Raw genomic sequence first — 20,905 nt, 5'->3', positions numbered from 1 at the left:
CGCCGGACCGACGCTTCCTGCGGCGGGTCAGCGAAGGTGGGCGGGGCGCAGGGTCTCCGGGCGCGGGGGAGCGATCGTGGTGCCTTCCCGCAGTTCGAGCGGGATGTCGATCTCGCCGGGCGTGCCGCCGTCGAGCAGCTCCTTGACCGCCGCAGCGATCGCCCGCCCCTTGGACTCGCCGTCCTGCGCCTGCGTGGTGAGTGCGAGCGGCGCGAGCCAGGGGAGGTCGAGCCCATCGAAGCCGGTGACGGAGAGGTCGCGGGGGACGTCGAGTCCCGCCTCCCGCGCGGCAACGATCACGCCGCCCGCGAGGAGGTCGGACTGGCAGACGACCGCGGTCGGCGCGGAGTTGTGCGCGAGGAGCATGCGTCCGGCCTCGATGCCCGGCTCGACCATGGAGGCACCCGCTTCGACGATGGCGCACGGCTCGACGCCCGCGCGTGCGAACGCCTCGAGGCGGTGGCGGGCCGGAGTCCACATCGGGTCGGGGAGGTCGTCGAGCGTGCGGAATCGTGTGGTCGCACGGTCGGTCATCGGAAGGGTGACGGTCGCGATCCGCTTGTGGCCCAGGTCGAGCAGTCGCCGGATCAGCTCCTCCGTCGCCGAGGTGTCGTCGATCGAGACGCGCGTCGCGACCGATCCCGGAGGCGCCTCCATCGCGACGTGGGGCAGCCCACGCCGGCGCAGGATCTCGAGAGAGGGCTCGTCGTGGTCGCGCACGCGCAACACCACGGCGGCATCCATGGCCGCCGACTCGAGCAGGGGCCGCTCCGAGCCGGTCGGCGTGGGCGAGGGCAGCAGCAGCACGCCGAGCCCTCGTTCGCCCAGTTCCTCGACCACGGCGTCAAGGATGCGCAGCTGCAGCGGGTCCCGCAGGGACCGCGCCAAGCGCTCGTGAACGACCACCCCGACGATGCCGGTGCGACCCGAGCGCAGCGCACGGGCCTGCGGCGACGGGCCCGCGTAGTCGAGCGCGGCTGCGGCGTTCTCGACCTTCGCACGCGTGTCGGCGGTGACTGACCCGGCGCCGGAGAACACGAGCGAGACCGTGGAGACGGACACGCCCGCGTGCGCCGCCACATCGGCCATGGTCGGCCGGCGGGTGCGTGCCATGTGCGTCCTTCCGTGAACGGTCGCGAGTCGGCGGGTGCCAGTTCGTCAGGAGTCCAGGCTAGCCGTATCATCGTCTGGTCTCGAAACGTTTCGAATTCAGGATGACATGACTCCCGCCTTCGGTCACCCCTCGACCACCACGCCCGACGCCTCACGCGTGCGCGGCGCGCGCATCGGCGTGCTCGCGCTGTTCGGCTCGCTCGGGCTGCTCACCGCGACGTTCCTGTCGCGTGTGCCGTCGATGCGCGACCTGCTCGATGTCAGCCCCTCCGGTCTCGCCCTGCTGCTGATCTCCGGGGCCTTCGGCGCGCTCGCGGCCCTGCTCGTCACGGGATGGGCGGCCGGAAGGTTCGGCACGCGCGCGCTGCTGTGGTGGTCGAGCTTCAGCTACCTCGTGGCGATCGCCGCGGTCGGCGTCGCCACCGAGGTCGCGAGCCGTCCGCTGTTCGCGGCCGGCTACTTCCTCGTCAGCTTCTCCTTCGCGTTCACCAACGTCGCGATGAACGCGGAGGCCGCGAACGTCGAGCGCCGCGTGGGCCGCGCGATCATGCCGCAGTTCCATGCCGCATTCTCGGTGGGCATGGCCGTGGGACTCGGCGTGGGCGTGCTCTTCTCGCATGGCGGCGTCGCGCCGATCTGGCACTTCCTCGCCGTCGGCACGCTTGTCACCGGCCTTCGCCTGTACGTCGTGCCGCTGTCCACGATGGACGGACGCCCCGACCCCGACGCCTCGGCCGGGCTGGGAGGTCCGTTCGCCACCGCGAAGGCCGAGTACAAGGACCGGCGCGTCGTGCTCGTGGGGCTGATCGTGTTCGCCGCGTCGATGACAGAGATGATCGCCGCCCAGTGGCTCCCGCTCTCCGTCGTGGACGACTTCGGGCAGCCCGAGGCGATCGGCGACCTGCTCTACTGGGTGTTCGTCATCGCGATGGTGAGCGTGCGCTGGTTCGGCTCCCACGTGATCGACCGTCTGGGCCGTGTGGTCTCGCTGCGCACCTCCGCGGTACTCGTCGCCGCCGGAGTGCTCCTCTACGGCTTCGCACCGAGCATCGCGTTCGTGCCGGTCGCGGCCGTCCTGTGGGGCATGGGCGCCGCGCTGGGAGCACCCATCGGATTCTCAGCCGCCGCAGATGACCCGCGCCGCGCCGCCGCACGCATGGCCGCCGTCGCGTCGTTCTCGACCGTCGCAGGCCTCGTCGTGCCGCAGCTCGTGGGACACCTCGCCGAGGTGGTTCCGCTCCAGAAGGCGATCCTCCTCGTGGTGCTCGCCGCCATCACCACGTTCCTGCTCGCCCGCGCCGTACGTGCCGACGCGCGGCTGTTCCGATCGCGGCGCGCCCAGGAGCGGCTCGTGGGCTCCGCCGTGCTCGCGGCCGACGAGCTGTCCGCCTCCAGCGGCGGTGACACCGCGCCAGGTCGCGACCCGCGCTGACTACGCTGGAGCCCATGACCACCCCCCGCCTGTCCGAGCTCACCACCCTCCGCGTCGGGGGGCCTGCGCGTGAGCTCGTCGAGACCGGCACCGAGGCTGAGCTCATCGATGCGGTGAAGGCGGCCGACGCGTCGGGCACGCCCCTGCTCGTGCTGGGAGGAGGCTCGAACCTCCTCGTCGGCGACGATGGATTCGACGGCGTCGTCGTGCGCGACACCAGGGCGGACGTCACGCTCGTCAACGACGGCGCGTGCGGGGGCCTGTCGATCACCGCGACGGCGGGCACGCCATGGGACGACCTGGTCGCCCAGGCCGTCGAGTCCGAATGGAGCGGCTTCGAGGCGCTGTCCGGCATCCCCGGGTCGACCGGCGCGACCCCGGTGCAGAACGTCGGCGCCTACGGCGCCGAGGTCGCCGACATCGTCGCGCTGATCCGCACCTGGGACCGCGCCGAGCGCGCCGTGAAGTCCCTCCCGCTCGTCAAGGCACAGTTCGGCTACCGCGACTCGATGCTCAAGCGCACCGTGACCTCGGGCGAATGGGGTCCCACGCCGCGCTATGTGGTGCTCGACGTCACGTTCCACACGCGCATGGCGTCCCTCTCGGCGCCCATCCGCTATCAGCAGCTCGCGACGGCTCTCGACGTCGAGATCGGGGCGCGAGTGCCCATCACCGACGTGCGTGCCGCGGTGCTTGCGCTGCGCGCCTCCAAGGGCATGGTGCTCGATGCGCGCGACCACGACACGTGGTCGGCAGGCTCGTTCTTCACCAACCCGATCATCGCGTCGGACGTCCTGCCTGACGGTGCGCCCGCCTATCCCGCGGTCGGCGACGGGAAGGTCAAGACGTCAGCGGCGTGGCTCATCGAGCACGCGGGCTTCCCCCGCGGCTACGCCGTCGCGCCCGACGCGCCGGCCTCGCTGAGCACCAAGCACACGCTCGCGCTCACCAACCGGGGAGGCGCCCACGCCGCCGACCTGCTCGCGCTGGCCCGCGCGGTGCGCGAGGGCGTTCGTGAGAGCTACGGCATCACGCTCGTCCCCGAGCCGATGCTCGTGGGCGCCGAGTTCTAGGGGCCAGCTCCACGCACGGAAACGGCCCCCGACGCCGAAGCGTCGAGGGCCGTCCGTATCCGCGTCAGCCGTCCGTGGCGATGGCCTTGAGGATGTCCATTCTTGAGGCCTGCCAGGCGGGCCATACGGCAGCAATCACGCCCGCGAGCGCCGCCCCGATCGTGTAGACGATCAGCCACACCCACGGGATGGCGACGGTGGTGAAGCCGAACTCCTCGAGCGCGGCCACGAGCGCCGCGCCGAGGCTGACTCCCAGAATCATGCCGAGCACGGTTCCGAAGATCGCCATCACCATCGACTCAATGGTGATCATCCGCCAGATCGAGGACTTCCTCACGCCCACGGCGCGCAGCAGTCCGATCTCGCGCGTCCTCTCGGTCACCGACAGCAGCAGCGTATTGGCCACGCCCAGGATCGCGATGAGGAGAGCGGCGCCCAGCAGCGCGGAGATGACGCCGAGCAGCAGGTCGATGAACGTGTTGGCCAACTGCTGGAGCTGTCCCGGCTGCTGCAGCACGACGAGCGGGAAGTCGTCAGCCAGCGCGCTCGTGATCGAGCTCTGCATCTCGTCCACGTCGACGCCCTCGTCCAGGACGACCAGCGCCTGGAAGATCGGCACCTCGTCGACGAGCTGCTGTGCCGTGGGGAAGTCGACCCAGAATGCCGCGTCGCCTTCGACGTTGTAGGTGCCAGTGACGTCGAGCGTCACCGTGCCTGCATCTCCAGTCAGCGTGACCGTGTCGCCGACCTCGACGCCCGACTCCAGGATCGTCGGGCTCACGAAGACGCCGCCGTCGAGCTCGTCGAAGTCAGGGGTGTTGTCGTAGTCGAACGCGACGTCAGCGGTCGCGGGCTCGACCACGCCGAGCGACTGCGGTGCGCCGTCATACTCGACCTCGGAGATCCCGACCGAGGTCACGAAATCGACCCCGTCCACGCCTGCGATCACGTCGATCGCGCCCTCGGGGATGGTCCCCTGGGTGCCGAACGCGAAGAACTCGGCCTCGATCTGGCTGAACTGGCTCGTCACGACTGCCTTGAGCGACTCCGTGAACGTCGCGACGAGCGCCAGCAGCATGACGCCGATCATCAGGGCGGCGGCGGTGTTCGCCGAGCGGCGCGGCTCACGTCGGATGTTGTTCGCCGCGAGCTTGCCGTCGATGCGGAATGCGCGCGTCAGCACGTCCCGGAGCCCGTACGCGAGCGGCACCAGCACCTGGGCCGCGAGCAGCGTGACGCCGATGATGAGCATCATCGCGCCTGCGCCCACGTACCAGTACGGTCCCTCGAGACCCGCGTAGAGGCCCACGGCGATCGCGATCGCGCCGAGCAGCGCGATCGCGCCGCCGACGATGTTGCGGACCTTGAGCGGCTTCTTCGACTCGGTCGCCGACTCTCGCAGGGCCTCCATCGGGGAGATGGACGAGGCGTGGATCGCAGGCAGCAGGGCCGAGATGATCGTGACGAGCGCGCCCAGCACGTAGCTGTAGAGCACCGCGTCGTACGGCAGGGTGACTGCCCCGAACAGGTCACCGGAGAACGCCTCGACGAGCATGGACATGCCCAGCGCCCCCAGGTACCCCAGGACGATGCCGACCGTCGCGGAAATGATCGCGATCACCACGGCCTCGAGCAGGATCATCGTGCGCAGCTGGCGCCCGCTGACGCCGATGGCCCGCATCAGGCCGAACTCGCGCGTGCGCTGGGTCACGATGATGCGGAACGTGTTGACGATGATGTACGAGCCGACGAACAGCGCGATGAGCGCGAAAGCGATCGCGAAGATGTCGATGTACTGCAGGATCTCGTCGAGCTCAGCCGCCTGCTCGGCAGCCTTCTGCTCACCGGTGATCGCTCGCGTGCCGTCCGGGATGACCTGCGAGATCTCCGACGCGACATTTTCGTTGTCGGCGCCCTCGACAGTCACCACGGAGATCTGCTGATAGCCCTCCTCGCCCGTCAGTTCGTGGGCCGCGGCGTCGCTGAGGTACGCGAGCGTGGCGCCCTGCAGCGAGTTGCTCTCGCCGAAGCGCACGAGGCCCACGAGCTCGAACTCGGCGACGCCGGTCTCGGTGGCGATCGTCACGGTGTCGCCGATCTCGTACCCGAGCGACGGCGCGGAATCGAGGTCCATGACGATCTCGTCGTCCGCCTCGACGCCGCGTCCTTCGACGAGCGTGGACTGGTCCACCTCGGGGAGGCCCGCCCAGTTGTAGATCTGACTCGGAGGGCCGCCGGCCGACATGAGGTCGCCGGTCGGCTCGAAATCGGCGGGGAGCACAGCGCCGCCTACCTGTACGCCTCCGTACGCGCCCTGCACGCCGTCGACCGCCGCGATGGCGGCGACATCGTCCGCGGTGAAGGCGAACTCGCCGGGGGCGAACATGGCGTCGCCGTCCTCACCCGTGGCGTCGGGCATCGTCTCGACGAGGACGTCGGTGCCGGCGAAGATCTCGTCGAACAGCTTCGAGAAGCCGCTCGAGAGCGCGTTCGTGAGGGTCAGCGTCGCGGCGACGAGCGCCACGCCGAGCGCGACCGCCGCGGCGGTGAGCAGCAGCCGCTTGGGGTTGTGCTTGACGGACTTGAGTGCGAGCCGGAACATCAGTGGCCCATCTGCTTCATGCGGTCGAGCACGCGGTCCGCGGTGGGCTCGCGCATCTCGTCCACGATCTGCCCGTCCTCAAGGAACAGGATGCGGTCGGCGTACGCGGCGGCGGTCGGGTCGTGGGTGACCATGACGATGGTCTGGCCGAACTCCTTGACCGCGCGGCGCATGAAGCCGAGCAGCTCGGCGCCAGAGCGAGAGTCGAGGTTGCCGGACGGCTCATCCGCGAAGATGATCTCGGGACGCGCGACGAGTGCGCGCGCCACCGCGACGCGCTGCTGCTGGCCGCCGGACAGCTCGGCGGGCAGGTGGGTGAGTCGATCGCCCAGCCCCAGGATCCCGATGATCTCCTCGAACCACGCCGGGTCCACGGGCTTGCCGGAGATGTCGAGCGGCAGGGTGATGTTCTCCCTGGCGCTGAGCGACGGGATCAGGTTGAACGACTGGAACACGAAGCCGATGTAGTCGCGGCGCACCTCGGTGACCTTGGCCTCGGGCAGCTTCGTGATGACGATGTCGGCGATCGAGGACTCGCCCGCAGTGAGGTGGTCGAGCCCTGCGAGCGTGTGAAGAAGGGTGGACTTGCCGGAGCCCGACGGCCCCATGATGGCCGTGAACTCGTGACGCGCGATGTCGACGTTGATGCCGTCGAGCGCACGCACCGCGGTGTCGCCGAAGCCGTAGTCCTTGTAGCCGCCGCGCATCGTCGCGGCCAGAGCGGTGGTGGTCATGCGATTCCCCTTGCGTTGTGTCCGCGCATGAGGCGCGGCAGGTCTGACGTGCCCAGTGTGGTCTGGGTCACTCCGCGGGGTCATCGTCCGCGAGGACGGTTCGCGTCCCTCGTCCCCCCGGATGATGTGGGGGTGATCCCCTGGGCCTACCCCCGCGGCAGGACGATGCCCGAGTCGTACGCCTCGACCACCGCCTGCACGCGGTCACGCACGCCGAGCTTGGTGAGGATGTGGCTCACGTGGGTCTTGACGGTGGTGTTCGACACGTAGAGCGCTTGCGCGATCTCCTGGTTGGACATGCCTCGCGCCATGAGCTGGAGCACCTCGAGCTCCCGCTCGGACAGGTCGCCCACCGCCTCGGGGCTCGGCACGTACGCCTCGGGATCGGCGGGGGCCATCGCGGTGGCGATGCCGGCGTCGGGCGTCGTGACTGTCGCCTCGGGCCCGTCCGACGCGCTGGTCGGGGTGGACGTGAACCGCTCGATCACGCGGCGCGTCACCTCGGGTGCGAGCAGCGCCTCGCCCGCGGCGATGACGCGCACCGCGTTCACGAGGGTGTCGCCGTCGGCGCTCTTGAGCAGGAAGCCCGAGGCTCCCGCGCGGAGCGCGCCGTAGATGTACTCGTCGTCGTCGAAGGTCGTGAGGATGACGACTCTCACGTCAGGGTTCGCCTCCACGACGGCGCTCGTGGCCGCGAGGCCGTCCATGCCTGGCATGCGCACGTCCATGAGCACCACGTCGGGCGTGTGGTGCGCGGCAGCGGCGATCGCCTCCTCGCCGGAGGCGGCCTCGCAGCACACCTCGATGTCGCCCTCGGACTCGAGGATCATCCTCAGGCCGACGCGCACCATCTGCTGGTCATCGACCAGACCTACTCTGATCACTTCGCCCCCTTCGGCGTGCTGTCGCGCGGGGCCGCCGCGCGCACCTGGTCGTCGGACGCGGGCAGGTGCGCCTCGACGCGAAAGCCGCCGCCGCTGCGCGGCCCGTGGTCCATCGTGCCGCCCAACTGCTGCACGCGTTCGCGCATGCCAGCGATACCGTGCCCTCCCGAGCTGCGCGTGGCCTCGGCGATCACTCCGCGGCCGTCGTCCTCGACCACGATCGACAACTCGCCGGCGCGGCGCGTGAGCTCGACGCGTGCCCGGGCGCCGGGACCGGCGTACTTGAGCGCGTTCGTGAGCGACTCCTGGACGATGCGATACGCGCTCAGTTCGACTCCCGCCGGCACGTGTGCCGTGCCCTCGATCGAGAGCTCCACGGGCATGCCGGCCTCCTCAACCTGCTCGACGAGCGCGGGCAGCGTCGCGAGCGACGGCACCGGGCTGAACTCATCACCGACAGCCGGCCCGATCGCTGCCCCGCGAGTACGGCCCGTGAGTTCGGCGGCCTCGTCCTCCGCTTCGCGCTCGGACGTGCGCAGCACGCCGATCATGCGCTGCATCTCGGCAAGGCCCTTGCGTCCCGAGTCGGAGATCGTCTCCAGGGCCTCCGACAGCACGCGGTCCTCGCCGGCGCGCCGACGCGCTCCCTCGGCGTGCAGCGTCATCACCGTCATCTCGTGGGCCACCACGTCGTGGAGCTCGCGTGCGATCCTGGCGCGCTCGGCACGCACCGCATCGTTCGCTGCCACCCGCTCGGCCTGCCGCCGGCGCTGCGACGCGAGTTCGAGCTCGGTGATGCGCTCGCTGCGCCGGTAGTCGACCATGCCGATCGTCATCGGCACCACCACGGCGAGCACGCTCGCGAGCAGCGCGCCTGGCTTGACATAGTCGGTGGCCGCGATGCCGATCGCGGTCCAGCCGAGCAGCCACAGCGCCGCCGCGGCCCCGTGCCGCAGGCCGAGCCGCCTCGGCATGTATGCAGCCACGCCGTACAGCGCGACGAACACCACCAGCGTCGCGGGCGTATCGACGTAGCCCACGCCCGACGCGACGGTCCAGGTCACCATCGACATCCACAGGACAGCGACCGGGTAGCGCTGGCGATACGCCAGCGGCCCGACCTGCAGGACGAGCAGGATGTAGCCGAACGCGTCGTAGGGGTGGGCTCCCGCGGGCGGCTCCCCTCCCTGGTCGACCGCCACGATGATCGCGAGCGCGAGCATCGCCGCGGCGATCAGCGCATCGGAGACGCGAGGGAGCTTGAGGTCCACGCGCCCAGGGTAGCCGGGCGTGGTGACAGACACCCCGATGCACATCCGAGCACTCGCCTTCAAGGAGTTATCCACAGTCACGGATCGCTGGGATGCGTGATCGGGCGAGGATGGCCGTTCGATCGCCAGCGGGGAGAGGGGAGTGCGCGTGACGTACAGGTTGACGGTCGGTTCCGCCCAGGGTGCGGTCCGCATGGTCTCAGTGGGAGCGGGTGCGGGTACCACCGTCGGCGAGCTCGCCGAGCAACTGTTCCGCGCCGACCCGAGCCGCGGTGGCGCCGCTTCGCCGGCCGATGCGACGCTGGTGGTGACGGCACGCTCGCTGGGCCCCGAGGCGGTCTCGCGCCCGCTCGCCCGCGATCTCGACCTGGCGTCGTCTGGGCTGCGTTCGGGCGACCATGTCGAGATCGTGCCCGCCGCGCATGCCAGTCGCGACGAAGGCGAGCCTCCCGCCGCGACGGCGACGATCGTCGAAGGTCCTGGCAAGGGCCGGACCTACGCCCTGCGTGCTGGATCGAACGTCATCGGTCGCGACGCGGACGTCTCCGTCAGGCTCGACGACCCGCTCGCCTCGAAGCGCCACGCGCGGCTCGTCGTGGGGGACGCGCTCGAGATCGTCGACATGGGCTCGACCAACGGCGTCCTCGTCGATGGCACGTTCGTGACGCGAGCGCCGCTCGTGAGCGGGGACCGCATCGTCATCGGGGACACGCATCTCGAGATCGCTCGCGCCGCGCGGGCGCCCCAGCAGACGACGACGGACTCCACTGTCTCCTTCACGCGGTCGCCACGGGTGGTGCCAGCGCTGCCCGAGGAGGAGATCGCGATCCCCGATCCGCCCGTCGCGCCGCAGACGCGTCCGTTCCCCAGGATCGCGCTCGTCGCGCCGGTCGTGCTCGGCCTGTCGATGTACATGATCACGGGGCGCCTCATCTCGCTCATCTTCGTGGCCATGAGCCCGCTCATGATCATCGGAGGCTTCTGGGACAACCGCTTCAACCAGCGCAAGCAGCGCGAGGCATCGCTCGTCGAGTTCGACGGCGCCCTCGAGTCCGCCGAGCGGCAGATCGGCGCCGCGCAGGATCGTGAACGGGCGGTGCGCCTCGCGCAGTCGCCGTCCGTCGCCGAGGTGGCGGACGCCGTCCGCGAACTGGGACCGCTGCTGTGGACCCGCAGAACCGAGCACGACGGCTTCCTCACGGTGCGGATGGGTCTTGGCGCAGTGCCGAGCGTCGTCGATATCCAGATGCCCTCGCTGCGCGACGCGATCGAGGACACCTGGGAGCGCGCGGAGGCCCTGCGGAACGCGCATGTGAGACTCACGGGCGCGCCTGTCGTCGCGAGTCTGCGCGCTGCCGGGGGCCTGGGGATCATCGGCCCCGAGCACGCCGCTTCCGCAGCCGCGCGCGGCGCGCTCGTGCAGCTGGCGGGTCTCCATTCCCCCATGGACTGCGTGATCGCAGGCTTCGTGGCGCCTGGCACGGGCAGGTGGCGATGGCTCGAATGGCTGCCGCACACCGCGTCGCCCGTCTCGCCCCTCGGCGGCGACCACGTCGTCGAGACTGCCGCGGGAGCGCACGTGCTGCTGACGTCGCTCGAGCAGCTCGTCGCGTCGCGCGCCGGCACGGACATCGGCGCCTACATCCCGACGCCGCGTGGAGCGGAGCGGCCGCGGGACGACGAGGCCGACCAGCCGACGACCCCGGCGGTCATCGTGCTCGTCGAGGAGGGGTCGCGCACCGATAGGCGCCGTCTCGTCCGGCTCGCCGAGAAGGGCGCGGACGTCAACGTGCACGTCCTGTGGGTCACGCCCGACGCGCGCTCGCTGCCCGCAGCGTGCCGCAGCTTCGTCGAGGCGCCGGCCGACGGTGTCGGCACCGTGGGGCACGTCCGTCGCGGCTCCACCGACGAGCCCGTGGTCCTCGAGTCGATGTCCCTTGACGAGGCGACCGAGCTCGCGCGCCGGCTCGCGTGCGTCGAGGACGCGGGGGTCGTCGTCGATGACGCCGGCGACGTGCCACCGTCCGTCTCGTACCTCGACCTGCACGGCTTCGAGGCTCTCGAGCCCGCGCATCACGAGCAGCGCTGGCGCGCCGACGCGCCGCAGCCGGGGAAGCGACGCCCGTTCACGCTGCGTGCGCTCGTCGGCCACGCGGGCTCGGAGCCCTGCTACCTGGACCTCAAGGAGCAGGGGCCGCATGCGCTCGTGGGCGGCACCACCGGCGCGGGCAAGTCCGAGTTCCTCCAATCGTGGATCCTCGGGATGGCCGCGGCCTACAGCCCTGAGCGCGTCACGTTCCTCTTCGTCGACTACAAGGGTGGATCGGCCTTCGCCGACTGCGTCCGGCTTCCCCACAGCGTCGGGCTGGTGACGGACCTGACCCCGCACTTGGTCGACCGTGCCCTCGCGTCCCTGCGCGCGGAGCTGCACCACCGTGAGCGGCTGCTGGCCGCCAAGGGCGCCAAGGACCTCGAGACCCTCGACCGCGCGGGCGACCCCGAGACGCCGCCGAGCCTCGTCATCGTGATTGACGAGTTCGCCACGCTCGTGCAGGAGGTGCCCGCGTTCGTCGACGGCGTGGTTGACATCGCTCAACGCGGCCGGTCGCTCGGACTGCACCTCATCATGGCGACCCAGCGGCCCGCCGGCGTCATCAAGGACAACCTGCGGGCCAACACGAACCTGCGCATCGCGTTGCGTATGGCCGACGAGGCCGACTCGTCTGACATCCTCGGCGTCACTGCCGCGGCGCACGTGGACCCAAGCCTGCCGGGCCGCGCGATGGCCAGGACGGGGCCGGGGCGTCTCATGACGTTCCAGTCCGCCTACGTGGGCGCGCATTCCGCGCCCGGCGCGGGCCCCGCTCCGGTTGCGATCCGGGAGCTCGCCCTCGGCGCCGGTGACCGCTGGGAGCTTCCGGAGGGCTCGCGACCGGCCGCGCCCGAGGGCGATCCGGACGCGGCGCGTGTGGTGGAGGCGCTCGTCTGCGCGTCCGTACGCATGTCCCTCCCTGCTCCGCGGCGCCCATGGCTCGACGAGCTTCCCGCCACGGTCGACTTGCGGTCGCTCTCGAACGGCCATGACGGGTCGGCGGTCTTCGCCCTCGTCGACGACCCGGCACATCAGGCGCAGCATCCGGCGGAGTACGACCCTGACCAGGACGGCACCGTGCTCGTGCTCGGCGGCTCGGGTGCGGGCAAGTCGACCGCGCTGCGTTCGCTGGCACTGGGCGCGACGTTCTCCCGGGAGTTGAGTCCCGTGCACATCTACGGGCTCGATGCCGCGAGCGGCGGCCTCGAGATGCTCCGGTCGCTGCCGCACGTCGCCGATGTCGTCGACGCGGACGACCTCGAGCGCGTCGGACGCATGCTGAGCCGACTCGTGCAGGTCGTGCGCGAACGTCAGGCATCGTTCACTGCCGCGCGCGCATCGTCCGTCGCGGACTATCGGACGCTCACCGACGACCGCGCGCTGCCGCGGCTCCTGCTGCTGATCGACGGCTACGGGCGCTTCCAGGCCGACTACATGCACGAGGTCGGGCGCAGCCAGGTGTGGTCCGACCTTCAGGAGGTCCTCGCCGACGGGCGCGCGGTGGGCGTGCACGCGGTGCTGAGCGCCGATCGCGTGGGCGCTCTGCACACGAGCATTCAGGCCATGGTGTCGCGGACGATCGTGCTGCGCATGAACGACGAGAACCAGTACGGCATGCTCGGGCTGCGGCGGGTCGGTCTGGGGCCCGACTCTCCCGCGGGGCGCGGCATCGACGTGTCCACGCGCCGTGAGCTGCAGATCGCTGTGCTCGGAGCGTCGGGCAGGATCGACCGTCAGGCGCGTGCGATCGAGGAGCTCGCAGCGCGCGTGCCGGATCGCCCCGAGTGGCGCGCCGCGCCCATCCCGCGCATGCCGGTGATCGTGCATGCGTCCGAGATGCCGTCGTCGATTGACGGTGAGCCCGTGCTGGGCGTCGAGTCGGCGTCGCTTGCGCCGCGCGGGTTCACCCTCGAGCGGCCGATCATGGTCGCGGGTCAGGCGGGGACCGGTCGCACGACCGCCGTCGCGTGGATGGTGCAGGCGATCCGAGCCTCGCATCCTGACGTGCGCCTCGTGCACCTCACGCAACGGCGCTCGAGTCTGGTGGATCTTCCGTGGTGGAACGACTCGTACGTGGGTCCGCAGGCAGGCGAGGACCTGCTCGCGTCGTGGGGGTCGGAGTTGGAGAAGGCGGCCGATCCCAGGACGCAGATCGTGCTCGCGATCGAGAACGTGCAGGACTTCGGGGCGTCCATGAGCGACGGCCCGCTGGTCCAGGCGCTCAAAGGTGCCCGGCGCGCAGGTCACCTTCTCATCGGAGAGGCGGACACGCAGGGGTGGGCGACCGGTCAGCTCGTCGCAGAGATCAAGGGCGCGCGGCGGGGTCTGCTGCTCGCGCCCGAAGGAGCTGACGCCCAGATGCTGTTCGCCGCTCAGGCGCCTCGTCTCACTCGTGCAGACATGCCGCCCGGGCGCGGTGTGTGGATCGAATCGGGACGCGTGTCCGTCGTCCAGATGCCCCTCGACGACGGTAGTTATCCCCAGGTCGACCGGCGGTCCTGATGCCACGTCGCGGGCCTCGGTAGGTTGCAAGCGAGCCACCAGGGGGGTGGCACGAAAAGGGGCAGACCATGGCGAACCTCAACGTCACCTACGACGACCTGCGCTTGGCGGCGGACCAGCTCACCTCCGGCCAGGGCGATCTCGACAGCCGGCTCATGGAGCTCAGGGCGTACATCGACAACCTCGTCTCCGAGGGCTACGTCACGTCGTCGTCCTCGCCGGCCTTCCAGGAGCAGTACACGCAGTTCACGGACTCCGCGAAGACCGCAGTCTCGGCGCTCGAGGGGCTCAGCCAGTTCCTCCGCTCGGCCGCGGACACGCTGCAGCAGACCGACGAGTCGCTCGCGAGCGCGATCCGCGGACAGTGATCAAGGAGGGCGGACGCGGCGGTTGCCGCGTCCGCCTCTCGCATCTCGGAGGAGACGGGCATGTCCAGCAGGCTCACGATCGATCTCGGCGCCATGGCGTCGACCGGCTCGCAACTGGCGCGGATCGCGGCGGAGTTCGACACGGCGGACCTCGCAGTAGGGAGGCTCACCGCGGCGATCGGATCCACGCACGACACGCACGAGCTCCGTGCCGCAGTCGAGGACTTCGTCGGCAACTGGCGCATCCGTCGCGAAGGGATGCAGGGCAACCTCGTCTACCTGGCGGACGTGGCCACGGCGGTTGCGGACAATCTCTCGGGTGCCGACGCCGACCTCGCCGCGTCGCTCGACGGGTCCTCGTCGGGGACCGCGGCGCCGCAGCACGGGCGGGCGGCGTGATGAGCGACCCGCACAACCCGATCGACGGCGACCCCGACACCGTCGACACCTACTCGGTCTACTACCGCGGCATCGCCCAGTCGGTTCGCGAGACGATCGCGAACCTGAACACGGCTGTGAGCACCGCTGACACCGTGAGCGACGCCGTGACCGCCTTCGCCGACGCAGCGAAGGAGGTCGCCGACAGCCTCGCGGAGGTCGACGACCGCTATGACGTCGTGGGCGAGCAGCTCGGGCGGTACGCGACGGAACTCAGAAGACTGCGAGACGAGGCTCAGTCCGTGGTCTCACAGCGCGACGGAGCGCAGTCCGATGCGGACAGCCTCGCACATCAGGCCTGGTACAAGGAGCATCAGCTGAACGCGATGGATCCCAAGGATCCGTCGTACGTGCAGGAGGCGCATGAGCTTTCCGCGCTGAGGGCCGCGCAGTCTCAGGCGGAGTCCGTCGCTCTCGCGTACACAGGGCAGATCGACGCCCTCGTGCAGGAGCGGACCGACGTCGCGCTCGCATGCGCCGCTGCGATCCGGGACGTGCTCGACGGCTCGCCCCTGAACGACAGCGCGTGGGACAAGTTCCTCGACTGGTCGGACACGGTGCTCGACGAGTACCTGCCCATCATCGAGACCATGCTCGACGTGGTGGCGGTGGTGCTGACGATCGCCGCCTTCCTGGCAGTGCTCACGGGGGTCGGGGCCGCACTCGCGCCCGCACTCTTCGCGATCGCGCGCGCAGCCCAGTTCCTGTCGAAGGTCCTCAAGGTCGTCAAGGTGGTCCTCACTACGACCCTCGTCGTTGCGGGGAAGAAGCCAGTCACGGCGCTCGCCGACATCGCGGTGGACATGGCGGTCGACAGGATCGGCGGCAAGCTCGTCGACTCCGGCATCGCCACGGTGGGCCCCAGGACTGGCGGGCTCACCGACGCGGTGCTCGCGCATCTTCCCGCTCGCGGGACGGCCATCCGGCACCCCGCCCAGATCAGAGCGGAGGGCTTCGACGCATGGGTGGACGGCACGTTCTCGGATGCCGTGCGGCTGGAGCGCTTCGCGAAGCTCGACTCGATCGAGGACAGCCTCGACCTCGCGCTCGACGTGTTCCCAAGCCTCGGCACGGCGGAGAGACTCGACGCGGGGCTCTCCCTCACCGACTGGTACCGCAGCGCTGACCTGCCTCTCGACGGGCTCGTGTGGGACAGCGTGTGGGCGGCCAACGACCTCAGCAGAGAGGTCTTCGGCGCGGGTCCCCTCCACACCGCGGGTGAACTGATCCCGGACCTGCCACTCGCGGAGGCTCGGCCCTCGGTGTCCGAGGTGATGGCGGCACGATGAGCCTCATCAGCTTCGCCTTCACCGCGCCCGCGGGCTGGCGCGCCCTCGACCTCACACGCGACCCCGAGGCCGCGATCGACGCCGCCGTCGCCGAGGCGTTCTCCGGGCGTGACCGGGACTCGAGCGCCACCGAGAAGCACTGGATGAGGCAGCGGCTGCGCGCCGCGACGAGCACTCCCGACGAGGTCGGCGCAACTGTCGTCGCCGCGATGTATCCGACCAGGGCCGTGGCCGGCGAGGTGCTGCCGGTGTCGGCCACGGTGCTCCGATATGAGCCGGGCGTCATGCCACAGGACGACGATGCCATGCGCGCGCTCGCAGCGCTCGCGTCGCGAGACTCGACGGCGCGACCGGTGCCCGCTGCAGGCGCGCTCGGCCTTCGGACCCACTCGCTGCGGGACCTGAGCGGGGCGTTCACGGCGGAGATCGAGTCCGCCCCCCTGGGGGCCGAGGACCGTGCGCAGATCACGGACGCGGCTCCCGAGCGGCTCATGGCGCTGCGCGCGCACTACGCGGTGCCGCCCAGGGTGTCGAGCCACTGGCATGGCGTGGTGCTCACCGCCATGATCCCCGCCCACGAGAGCGCCGCCGCCGAGCTGTTCCTCGAGCTGTTCGATGCCTTCGTCGGCGCGGCGCGCTGGGTGGAGGGATCGTGAGGAACGCCGTCGCATTCGACATCGACCCGGTGCTGTGGCTGCCGCTTCCCCGGCGATCGACGCTCACCGACGACCGCCGCGTTCGCTGGCTCGATGCCGCCGTCACCCGGGCCGCCCGCAACGCAGCCGCGAACCAGGCGGATCTGCCCGAGATTGAGCGGCGCTGCGTCGCCGTGCTCGACGGAGCCGATGAGGGCGAGCAGTGCATCCTGTTCCCGCTGGGCGAGGCCGAGCCGACTGTGGCGCGTATCGCCTCCGCGCCGGCCGATGCGCAGTGGTTCGCGCGCGTCGACGAGGCGACCGAGGGCCTGGGAGAGGGTGCGCGCGTCGCGCGCGAGCCCCGGGACCACGCGGCGTTCGAGGAAGCGGCACGGATCATGAGGCTCGAACGCCCAGCGAGAGGCGAGGTGCGGGTCAGGGTCCTGTTCGCGGGGCACTGCGACGGCATCGGCGTCACGCTCGAGGGTGCGTCGCGCAGTCTCAGTGCAGCGGGTCAGCTTGCCCGCGCAGGCGCGGTGGTGTTCGACTCCTTCTCGCTCAGGGGAGACGCTGTTGGCTGACGAGGCGGCACGGCCGCCCCTCGATCGCAGTGCCGGACGGGCCCCGGGCCATCAGGACGGCGCAGGCAGGCTCGCGGTCGCTCTCGGAGGTCGCGACATCGATGTCGAGTCGGACGACTTCAACCGTCGCTGGCGATTGCTCACGGATGACCCGCGCGCTCGTCTGGGACGACTCGAGCGACGAAGACGTCGATCTTGGTGCGAGGCTCGAGCTCGTGGAGCGCCTCGTCCGTGCGATTCCCGACTTCGTGGTGACCCGCGAGGCGTGAGTCGCGCGCGGACGCCAGCCGTCAACGATCGTCGTGCCGGGTCCACCGGAAGGTGCGCACCGCGATCACGAGCCCGACGATGAGCCAGGCCGCGAGCATGGCGGCCGTCGCGGTGTGCTCCCAAGATCCGCGCGCCTCGACGGCCTCGAAGGACTCGGGCAGGAACACCGACCGCATCCCTTGAGCGAGCCACTTCAGAGGGAAGATCTCCGCGAAGCGCTGCAGGAGCGTCGGGATCTGCGTGTACACGAGGAACACTCCGGAGGTGAACTGCAGCACCAGCACCACGGGGGTGAGGATCGCGGACCCGGCCTTCGCGTTGCGCAGCAGCGATGACGTGGCGATGCCCAGCGTGGTCGAGGCGCCGGTGCCGAGCAGGAAGACCCAGGTGAAGGTCCACCAGCGGCTCGCCTCGGTGGGGAGCGTCACGTCGTACATCGCGACACCGACGGCGATGAGGATTGCGATCTGCACCACCGAGACGACGATGACCTGTGCAATCTTCGCGGCGAAGAACGCCGTCGCGGGCAGGGGGGTGCCGTGGATGCGCTTGAGGACGTCCTCGTCGCGGTCGATCGCCATCGACATGGCGAGTGACTGGAAGCCGGTGTTGAGGATGCCCGAGGCGATCATGCCCGGCAGGAAGTACTGCGCGAACGTCACGTTCGTCGGCTCGAGCACCGCGCCACCGAACACCGCTCCGAACAGCACGAGCAGCATGACCGGGAACGCGAAGATGAAGACCATCTGCTCGCGTGAGCGCATGAACTCCTTGACCTCGACGACGAAACGGCTGCTCGTCATCGCCGCCCAGCTGGGACGCGTCGCAGTGGTGGTGCTCATGCGGGTTCCTCCGCCTCAGTCGCCGCGAGCGCGGCCTCGCCGATCAGGCGCAGATAGACGTCCTCGAGAGACGGGTGGACAACCTCGAGGTCTGCGACCTCGCCCTGAGTCCGCCCGAGCAGTTCGCGCAGGAATGCGCTCGGGGTCGACGTCTCATGCGTGCGGGACTGGCCGTCTTCGGTCCACGTGACGCGTGCGTCCACGGCGCGCGCCCTGAGCCCGGCGGCGGTGTCCAGCGCCACGAGTCGCCCTGCGGCGATGATCCCGATGCGGTCCGCCAGGTGCTCGGCCTCGTCCAGGTAGTGCGTAGTCAGCAGGATCGTCGTCCCGTCCCCTCGCAGGGACGCGATGAGGTCCCAGAACTTGCGTCGCGCCTCAGGGTCGAAGCCGGTGGTGGGCTCGTCGAGGAACAGCACCTCGGGGCGACCGATGATCGCGAGGCCCACGTCGAGCCGACGCCGCTGGCCGCCCGAGAGCGTCTGAGGCTTCGCGTTCGCTTTCTCGGTGAGCCCGACCGCGGCGAGCGTCTCGTCGACGTCGCGGGGAGCGGGGTAGAGGCTGGCGGTGTACGCGAGGGCTTCACGCGCGGTGAGGGCCCCGTGGTCGCTCGTGGACTGGAGCATGACGCCCACGCGCTCGCGCCAGGCGTTGCCTGCGTCCTGGGGGTCGACGCCCAGCACCGTGACATCGCCTGCGGTGCGGCGCCGGAAGCCCTCGAGGATCTCGACGGTGGTGGACTTGCCGGCGCCGTTGGGGCCGAGCAGCCCGAAGACCTCGCCGCGATGGATCTCGAGGTCGAGCCCGTCGACGGCGTGGAGGTCGCCGTAGTGCTTGTGCAGTCCGGCGATGCTGATCGCTGCGTCGGTCATGTCGCCGAGCCTAGCGGCGCCCAGGGTCCTGGGCGCCGGCTGCGGGTGGGCAACCGGGTGGCGCAGCGTCGGGCGGGCGGGACCTACTCGGCCAGCAGCGACTGGATGCGTCCCACGCCCTCGGCGAGGTCGTCGTCGCCCAGCGCGTAGCTGAGGCGCATGAAGCCCGAGGGGCCGAAGGCCTCTCCGGGAACCACCGCGACTTCCGCCTCGTCGAGGATGACTGACGCGAGGTCAGCGCTCGAGCTGATCTCGCGGCCACGGATCGTGTGGCCGATCAGCCCCTCGACTGACGGGTACGCGTAGAAGGCGCCGCGCGGGGTGGGGCACACGACGCCGTCGATCTCGCGCAGCATGGACACCATGGTCCTGCGGCGACGATCGAAGGCCTCCCGCATCTCGTAGACCGCGTCGAGCGGACCGGTGAGGGCAGCGATCGCGGCGCGCTGCGACACGTTCGCGACGTTCGACGTGAGGTGCGACTGGAAGTTGGACGCGGCCTTGGTCACGTCGGCGGGGGAGATCATCCAGCCCACGCGCCAGCCGGTCATGGCGAAGGTCTTCGCGACGCCGTTGAGCACGATCGTCTGGTCGGCGAGCTCGGGCACGAGGCGCACGATCGGCGAGAACTCCGCGCCGTCGTACAGCAGGTGCTCGTAGATCTCGTCGGTGATGACCCAGATGCCGTGCTCGAGGGCCCACTCGCCGATTGCCTTGGTCTGCTCGGGCGAGTAGACGGCGCCCGTGGGGTTGGAAGGGCTGCAGAACAGCAGCGCCTTGGTGTTCTCGGTGCGCGCGGCCTCGAGCTGCTCGACGGTCACCAGGTAGTCCTGGTCCGCGCCGGCGAAGACCTCGACGGGAGTGCCGCCTGCGAGGGCGATGGCCTCGGGATAGGTGGTCCAGTACGGCGCGGGGAGCAGCACCTCGTCGCCGGGGTCGACGATCGCGGCGAAGGCCTGGAACACGGCCTGCTTGCCACCGTTGGTGACGAGCACGCTTGCGGGGTCGATCTCGTAGCCGGAGTCGCGCAGCGTCTTCGCGGCGATCGCCTCCTTCAGCTCGGGCAGGCCGCCCGCGGGCGTGTAGCGGTGGTTGCGCGGCTCGCGCGCGGCGGCGACCGCGGCCTCGACGATGTAGTCGGGCGTGGGGAAGTCGGGCTCTCCGGCGCCGAACCCGATGACGGGTCGTCCGGCTGCCTTGAGTGCCTTCGCCTTGGAGTCGACGGCGAGGGTGGCTGACGGGGCGATGGCGGCGAGTCGCGAGGAGACGCGGCGTGCGGGAGCGGTCATGCGACCATGGTGCCATCTCGCGCGCGAGGTCTGGGCCTGCCCGACGCTCGGCCGGGGGCGGCATCGGACGCTTGCCGGCGTCGGCGCTGGGGCGGGTTCGCATTGTGGGGCGAAACCGCGTACGATGTCACTTCGGCGATTGACAACCGCGATGATGGACTGCGCCCTCGTGCAGGTCATCGGTTCCGATCGCCTCGGGGTCCCAACTCCCCGAAGGGCAGTGGCGCAATTGGTAGCGCATCGGTCTCCAAAACCGACGGTTGGGGGTTCGAGTCCCTCCTGCCCTGCGTTCTGCGGACGCCTCGAGCGCCGCGACACCCTCCCATCACAAGCAAAGGATCATTCCGGTGAGCGAATCTGCCGTGACCGACGCCGGCGAGAAGGACCCGCGCCATGAGTCGCGCTCGGGCCTGAACGTCTTCGCGCGCATCGCGCTGTTCGTGCGCCAGGTGATCTCGCAGCTGCGCCTGGTGGTGACCCCCACCGTCCCTGAGTGGATCCGTCTGATCGGCGTCGTGCTGGGGTTCGTGATCGTGATGATGATCCTCGCCTTCCTGCTGGACCTGGTGTTCAACTGGGGCGCGGCTCAGGTCTTCGGCGGCTAGGCCCCGGTTAAGGAGC

General features: G+C 70.3%; 18 protein-coding genes and 1 tRNA gene. 11 read left to right on the top strand and 8 right to left on the bottom strand.

What is annotated here, in order from left to right:
• Positions 1–27: 27 nt before the first annotated feature.
• Positions 28–1,113, bottom strand: coding sequence for a LacI family DNA-binding transcriptional regulator (locus tag B7K21_RS05510; RefSeq protein WP_084074191.1), 1,086 nt, complete (start codon positions 1,111–1,113; stop codon positions 28–30).
• Positions 1,114–1,219: 106 nt separating this feature from the next.
• On the opposite strand from B7K21_RS05510, the gene B7K21_RS05505 reads away from it, so the two are divergent.
• On the top strand, positions 1,220–2,545 hold the full coding sequence (locus B7K21_RS05505) for an MFS transporter (RefSeq protein ID WP_084074190.1): 1,326 nt from the start codon (positions 1,220–1,222) through the stop codon (positions 2,543–2,545).
• Positions 2,546–2,550: 5 nt separating this feature from the next.
• A complete protein-coding gene (locus B7K21_RS05500) occupies positions 2,551–3,618 on the top strand; it encodes a UDP-N-acetylmuramate dehydrogenase (protein WP_255373743.1) in 1,068 nt (355 codons plus the stop codon).
• A gap of 64 nt (positions 3,619–3,682) precedes the next feature.
• Here B7K21_RS05500 and B7K21_RS05495 read toward each other — a convergent pair whose 3' ends face one another.
• The 4 genes from B7K21_RS05495 to B7K21_RS05480 form a co-directional block, all read right to left on the bottom strand.
• Entirely contained in the window at positions 3,683–6,220 is a 2,538-nt protein-coding gene (locus B7K21_RS05495; protein ID WP_084074188.1) for an ABC transporter permease, read from the bottom strand.
• Positions 6,220–6,954, bottom strand: coding sequence for an ABC transporter ATP-binding protein (locus B7K21_RS05490; protein ID WP_084074187.1), 735 nt, complete (start codon positions 6,952–6,954; stop codon positions 6,220–6,222). Before B7K21_RS05490 ends, B7K21_RS05495 begins: the two co-directional genes overlap by 1 nt.
• A 146-nt stretch (positions 6,955–7,100) precedes the next feature.
• The gene (locus tag B7K21_RS05485) at positions 7,101–7,838 is read right to left on the bottom strand and encodes a response regulator transcription factor (RefSeq protein ID WP_234989187.1); all 738 of its coding nucleotides are present in this window, start codon (positions 7,836–7,838) and stop codon (positions 7,101–7,103) included.
• Positions 7,835–9,109: a sensor histidine kinase gene (locus B7K21_RS05480; protein ID WP_159448421.1), complete on the bottom strand. Its 1,275-nt coding sequence runs from the start codon at positions 9,107–9,109 to the stop codon at positions 7,835–7,837. Before B7K21_RS05480 ends, B7K21_RS05485 begins: the two co-directional genes overlap by 4 nt.
• A gap of 148 nt (positions 9,110–9,257) precedes the next feature.
• On the opposite strand from B7K21_RS05480, the gene B7K21_RS05475 reads away from it, so the two are divergent.
• The 7 genes from B7K21_RS05475 (at position 9,258) to B7K21_RS12855 (ending at position 17,283) form a co-directional block, all read left to right on the top strand.
• Positions 9,258–13,703, top strand: coding sequence for an FtsK/SpoIIIE domain-containing protein (locus B7K21_RS05475; RefSeq protein WP_144016072.1), 4,446 nt, complete (start codon positions 9,258–9,260; stop codon positions 13,701–13,703).
• Positions 13,704–13,771: 68 nt separating this feature from the next.
• A complete protein-coding gene (locus tag B7K21_RS05470) occupies positions 13,772–14,071 on the top strand; it encodes a WXG100 family type VII secretion target (RefSeq protein ID WP_084074184.1) in 300 nt (99 codons plus the stop codon).
• A gap of 60 nt (positions 14,072–14,131) precedes the next feature.
• Positions 14,132–14,470: a hypothetical protein gene (locus B7K21_RS05465; protein ID WP_084074183.1), complete on the top strand. Its 339-nt coding sequence runs from the start codon at positions 14,132–14,134 to the stop codon at positions 14,468–14,470.
• Positions 14,470–15,798, top strand: a complete 1,329-nt coding sequence (locus B7K21_RS05460) for a hypothetical protein (protein WP_084074182.1) — start codon at positions 14,470–14,472, stop codon at positions 15,796–15,798. Before B7K21_RS05465 ends, B7K21_RS05460 begins: the two co-directional genes overlap by 1 nt.
• Entirely contained in the window at positions 15,795–16,454 is a 660-nt protein-coding gene (locus B7K21_RS05455; RefSeq protein WP_084074181.1) for a hypothetical protein, read from the top strand. The genes B7K21_RS05460 and B7K21_RS05455 overlap by 4 nt, the downstream gene beginning before the upstream one ends.
• Positions 16,451–17,014, top strand: a complete 564-nt coding sequence (locus B7K21_RS05450; protein WP_084074180.1) for a hypothetical protein — start codon at positions 16,451–16,453, stop codon at positions 17,012–17,014. Before B7K21_RS05455 ends, B7K21_RS05450 begins: the two co-directional genes overlap by 4 nt.
• Before the next feature lie 146 nt (positions 17,015–17,160).
• Positions 17,161–17,283, top strand: a complete 123-nt coding sequence (locus tag B7K21_RS12855) for a hypothetical protein (RefSeq protein WP_255373729.1) — start codon at positions 17,161–17,163, stop codon at positions 17,281–17,283.
• A 21-nt stretch (positions 17,284–17,304) separates the two neighbouring features.
• Here the strand turns inward: B7K21_RS12855 and B7K21_RS05445 are convergent, their stop codons facing one another.
• From B7K21_RS05445 to B7K21_RS05435, 3 genes are all read right to left on the bottom strand, one after another.
• On the bottom strand, positions 17,305–18,126 hold the full coding sequence (locus B7K21_RS05445) for an ABC transporter permease (protein ID WP_084074179.1): 822 nt from the start codon (positions 18,124–18,126) through the stop codon (positions 17,305–17,307).
• Positions 18,123–18,995 carry an ABC transporter ATP-binding protein gene (locus tag B7K21_RS05440; RefSeq protein ID WP_084074178.1) on the bottom strand — a complete coding sequence of 291 codons (873 nt, stop codon included), beginning with the start codon at positions 18,993–18,995 and terminating at the stop codon, positions 18,123–18,125. The genes B7K21_RS05445 and B7K21_RS05440 overlap by 4 nt, the downstream gene beginning before the upstream one ends.
• Before the next feature lie 83 nt (positions 18,996–19,078).
• A complete protein-coding gene (locus tag B7K21_RS05435; protein ID WP_084074177.1) occupies positions 19,079–20,284 on the bottom strand; it encodes a pyridoxal phosphate-dependent aminotransferase in 1,206 nt (401 codons plus the stop codon).
• A gap of 214 nt (positions 20,285–20,498) precedes the next feature.
• On the opposite strand from B7K21_RS05435, the gene B7K21_RS05430 reads away from it, so the two are divergent.
• Both B7K21_RS05430 and secE read left to right on the top strand, forming a co-directional pair.
• A tRNA-Trp gene (locus B7K21_RS05430) sits at positions 20,499–20,571 on the top strand.
• Positions 20,572–20,631: 60 nt separating this feature from the next.
• Entirely contained in the window at positions 20,632–20,889 is a 258-nt protein-coding gene (gene secE / locus B7K21_RS05425; RefSeq protein ID WP_084074176.1) for a preprotein translocase subunit SecE, read from the top strand.
• The last annotated feature ends 16 nt before the right edge of the window (positions 20,890–20,905 follow it).

It is taken from the genome of Demequina sp. NBRC 110052, assembly GCF_002090075.1.
GTDB lineage: Bacteria > Actinomycetota > Actinomycetes > Actinomycetales > Demequinaceae > Demequina.
This window is presented reverse-complemented; position numbering and strand designations above follow the sequence as displayed.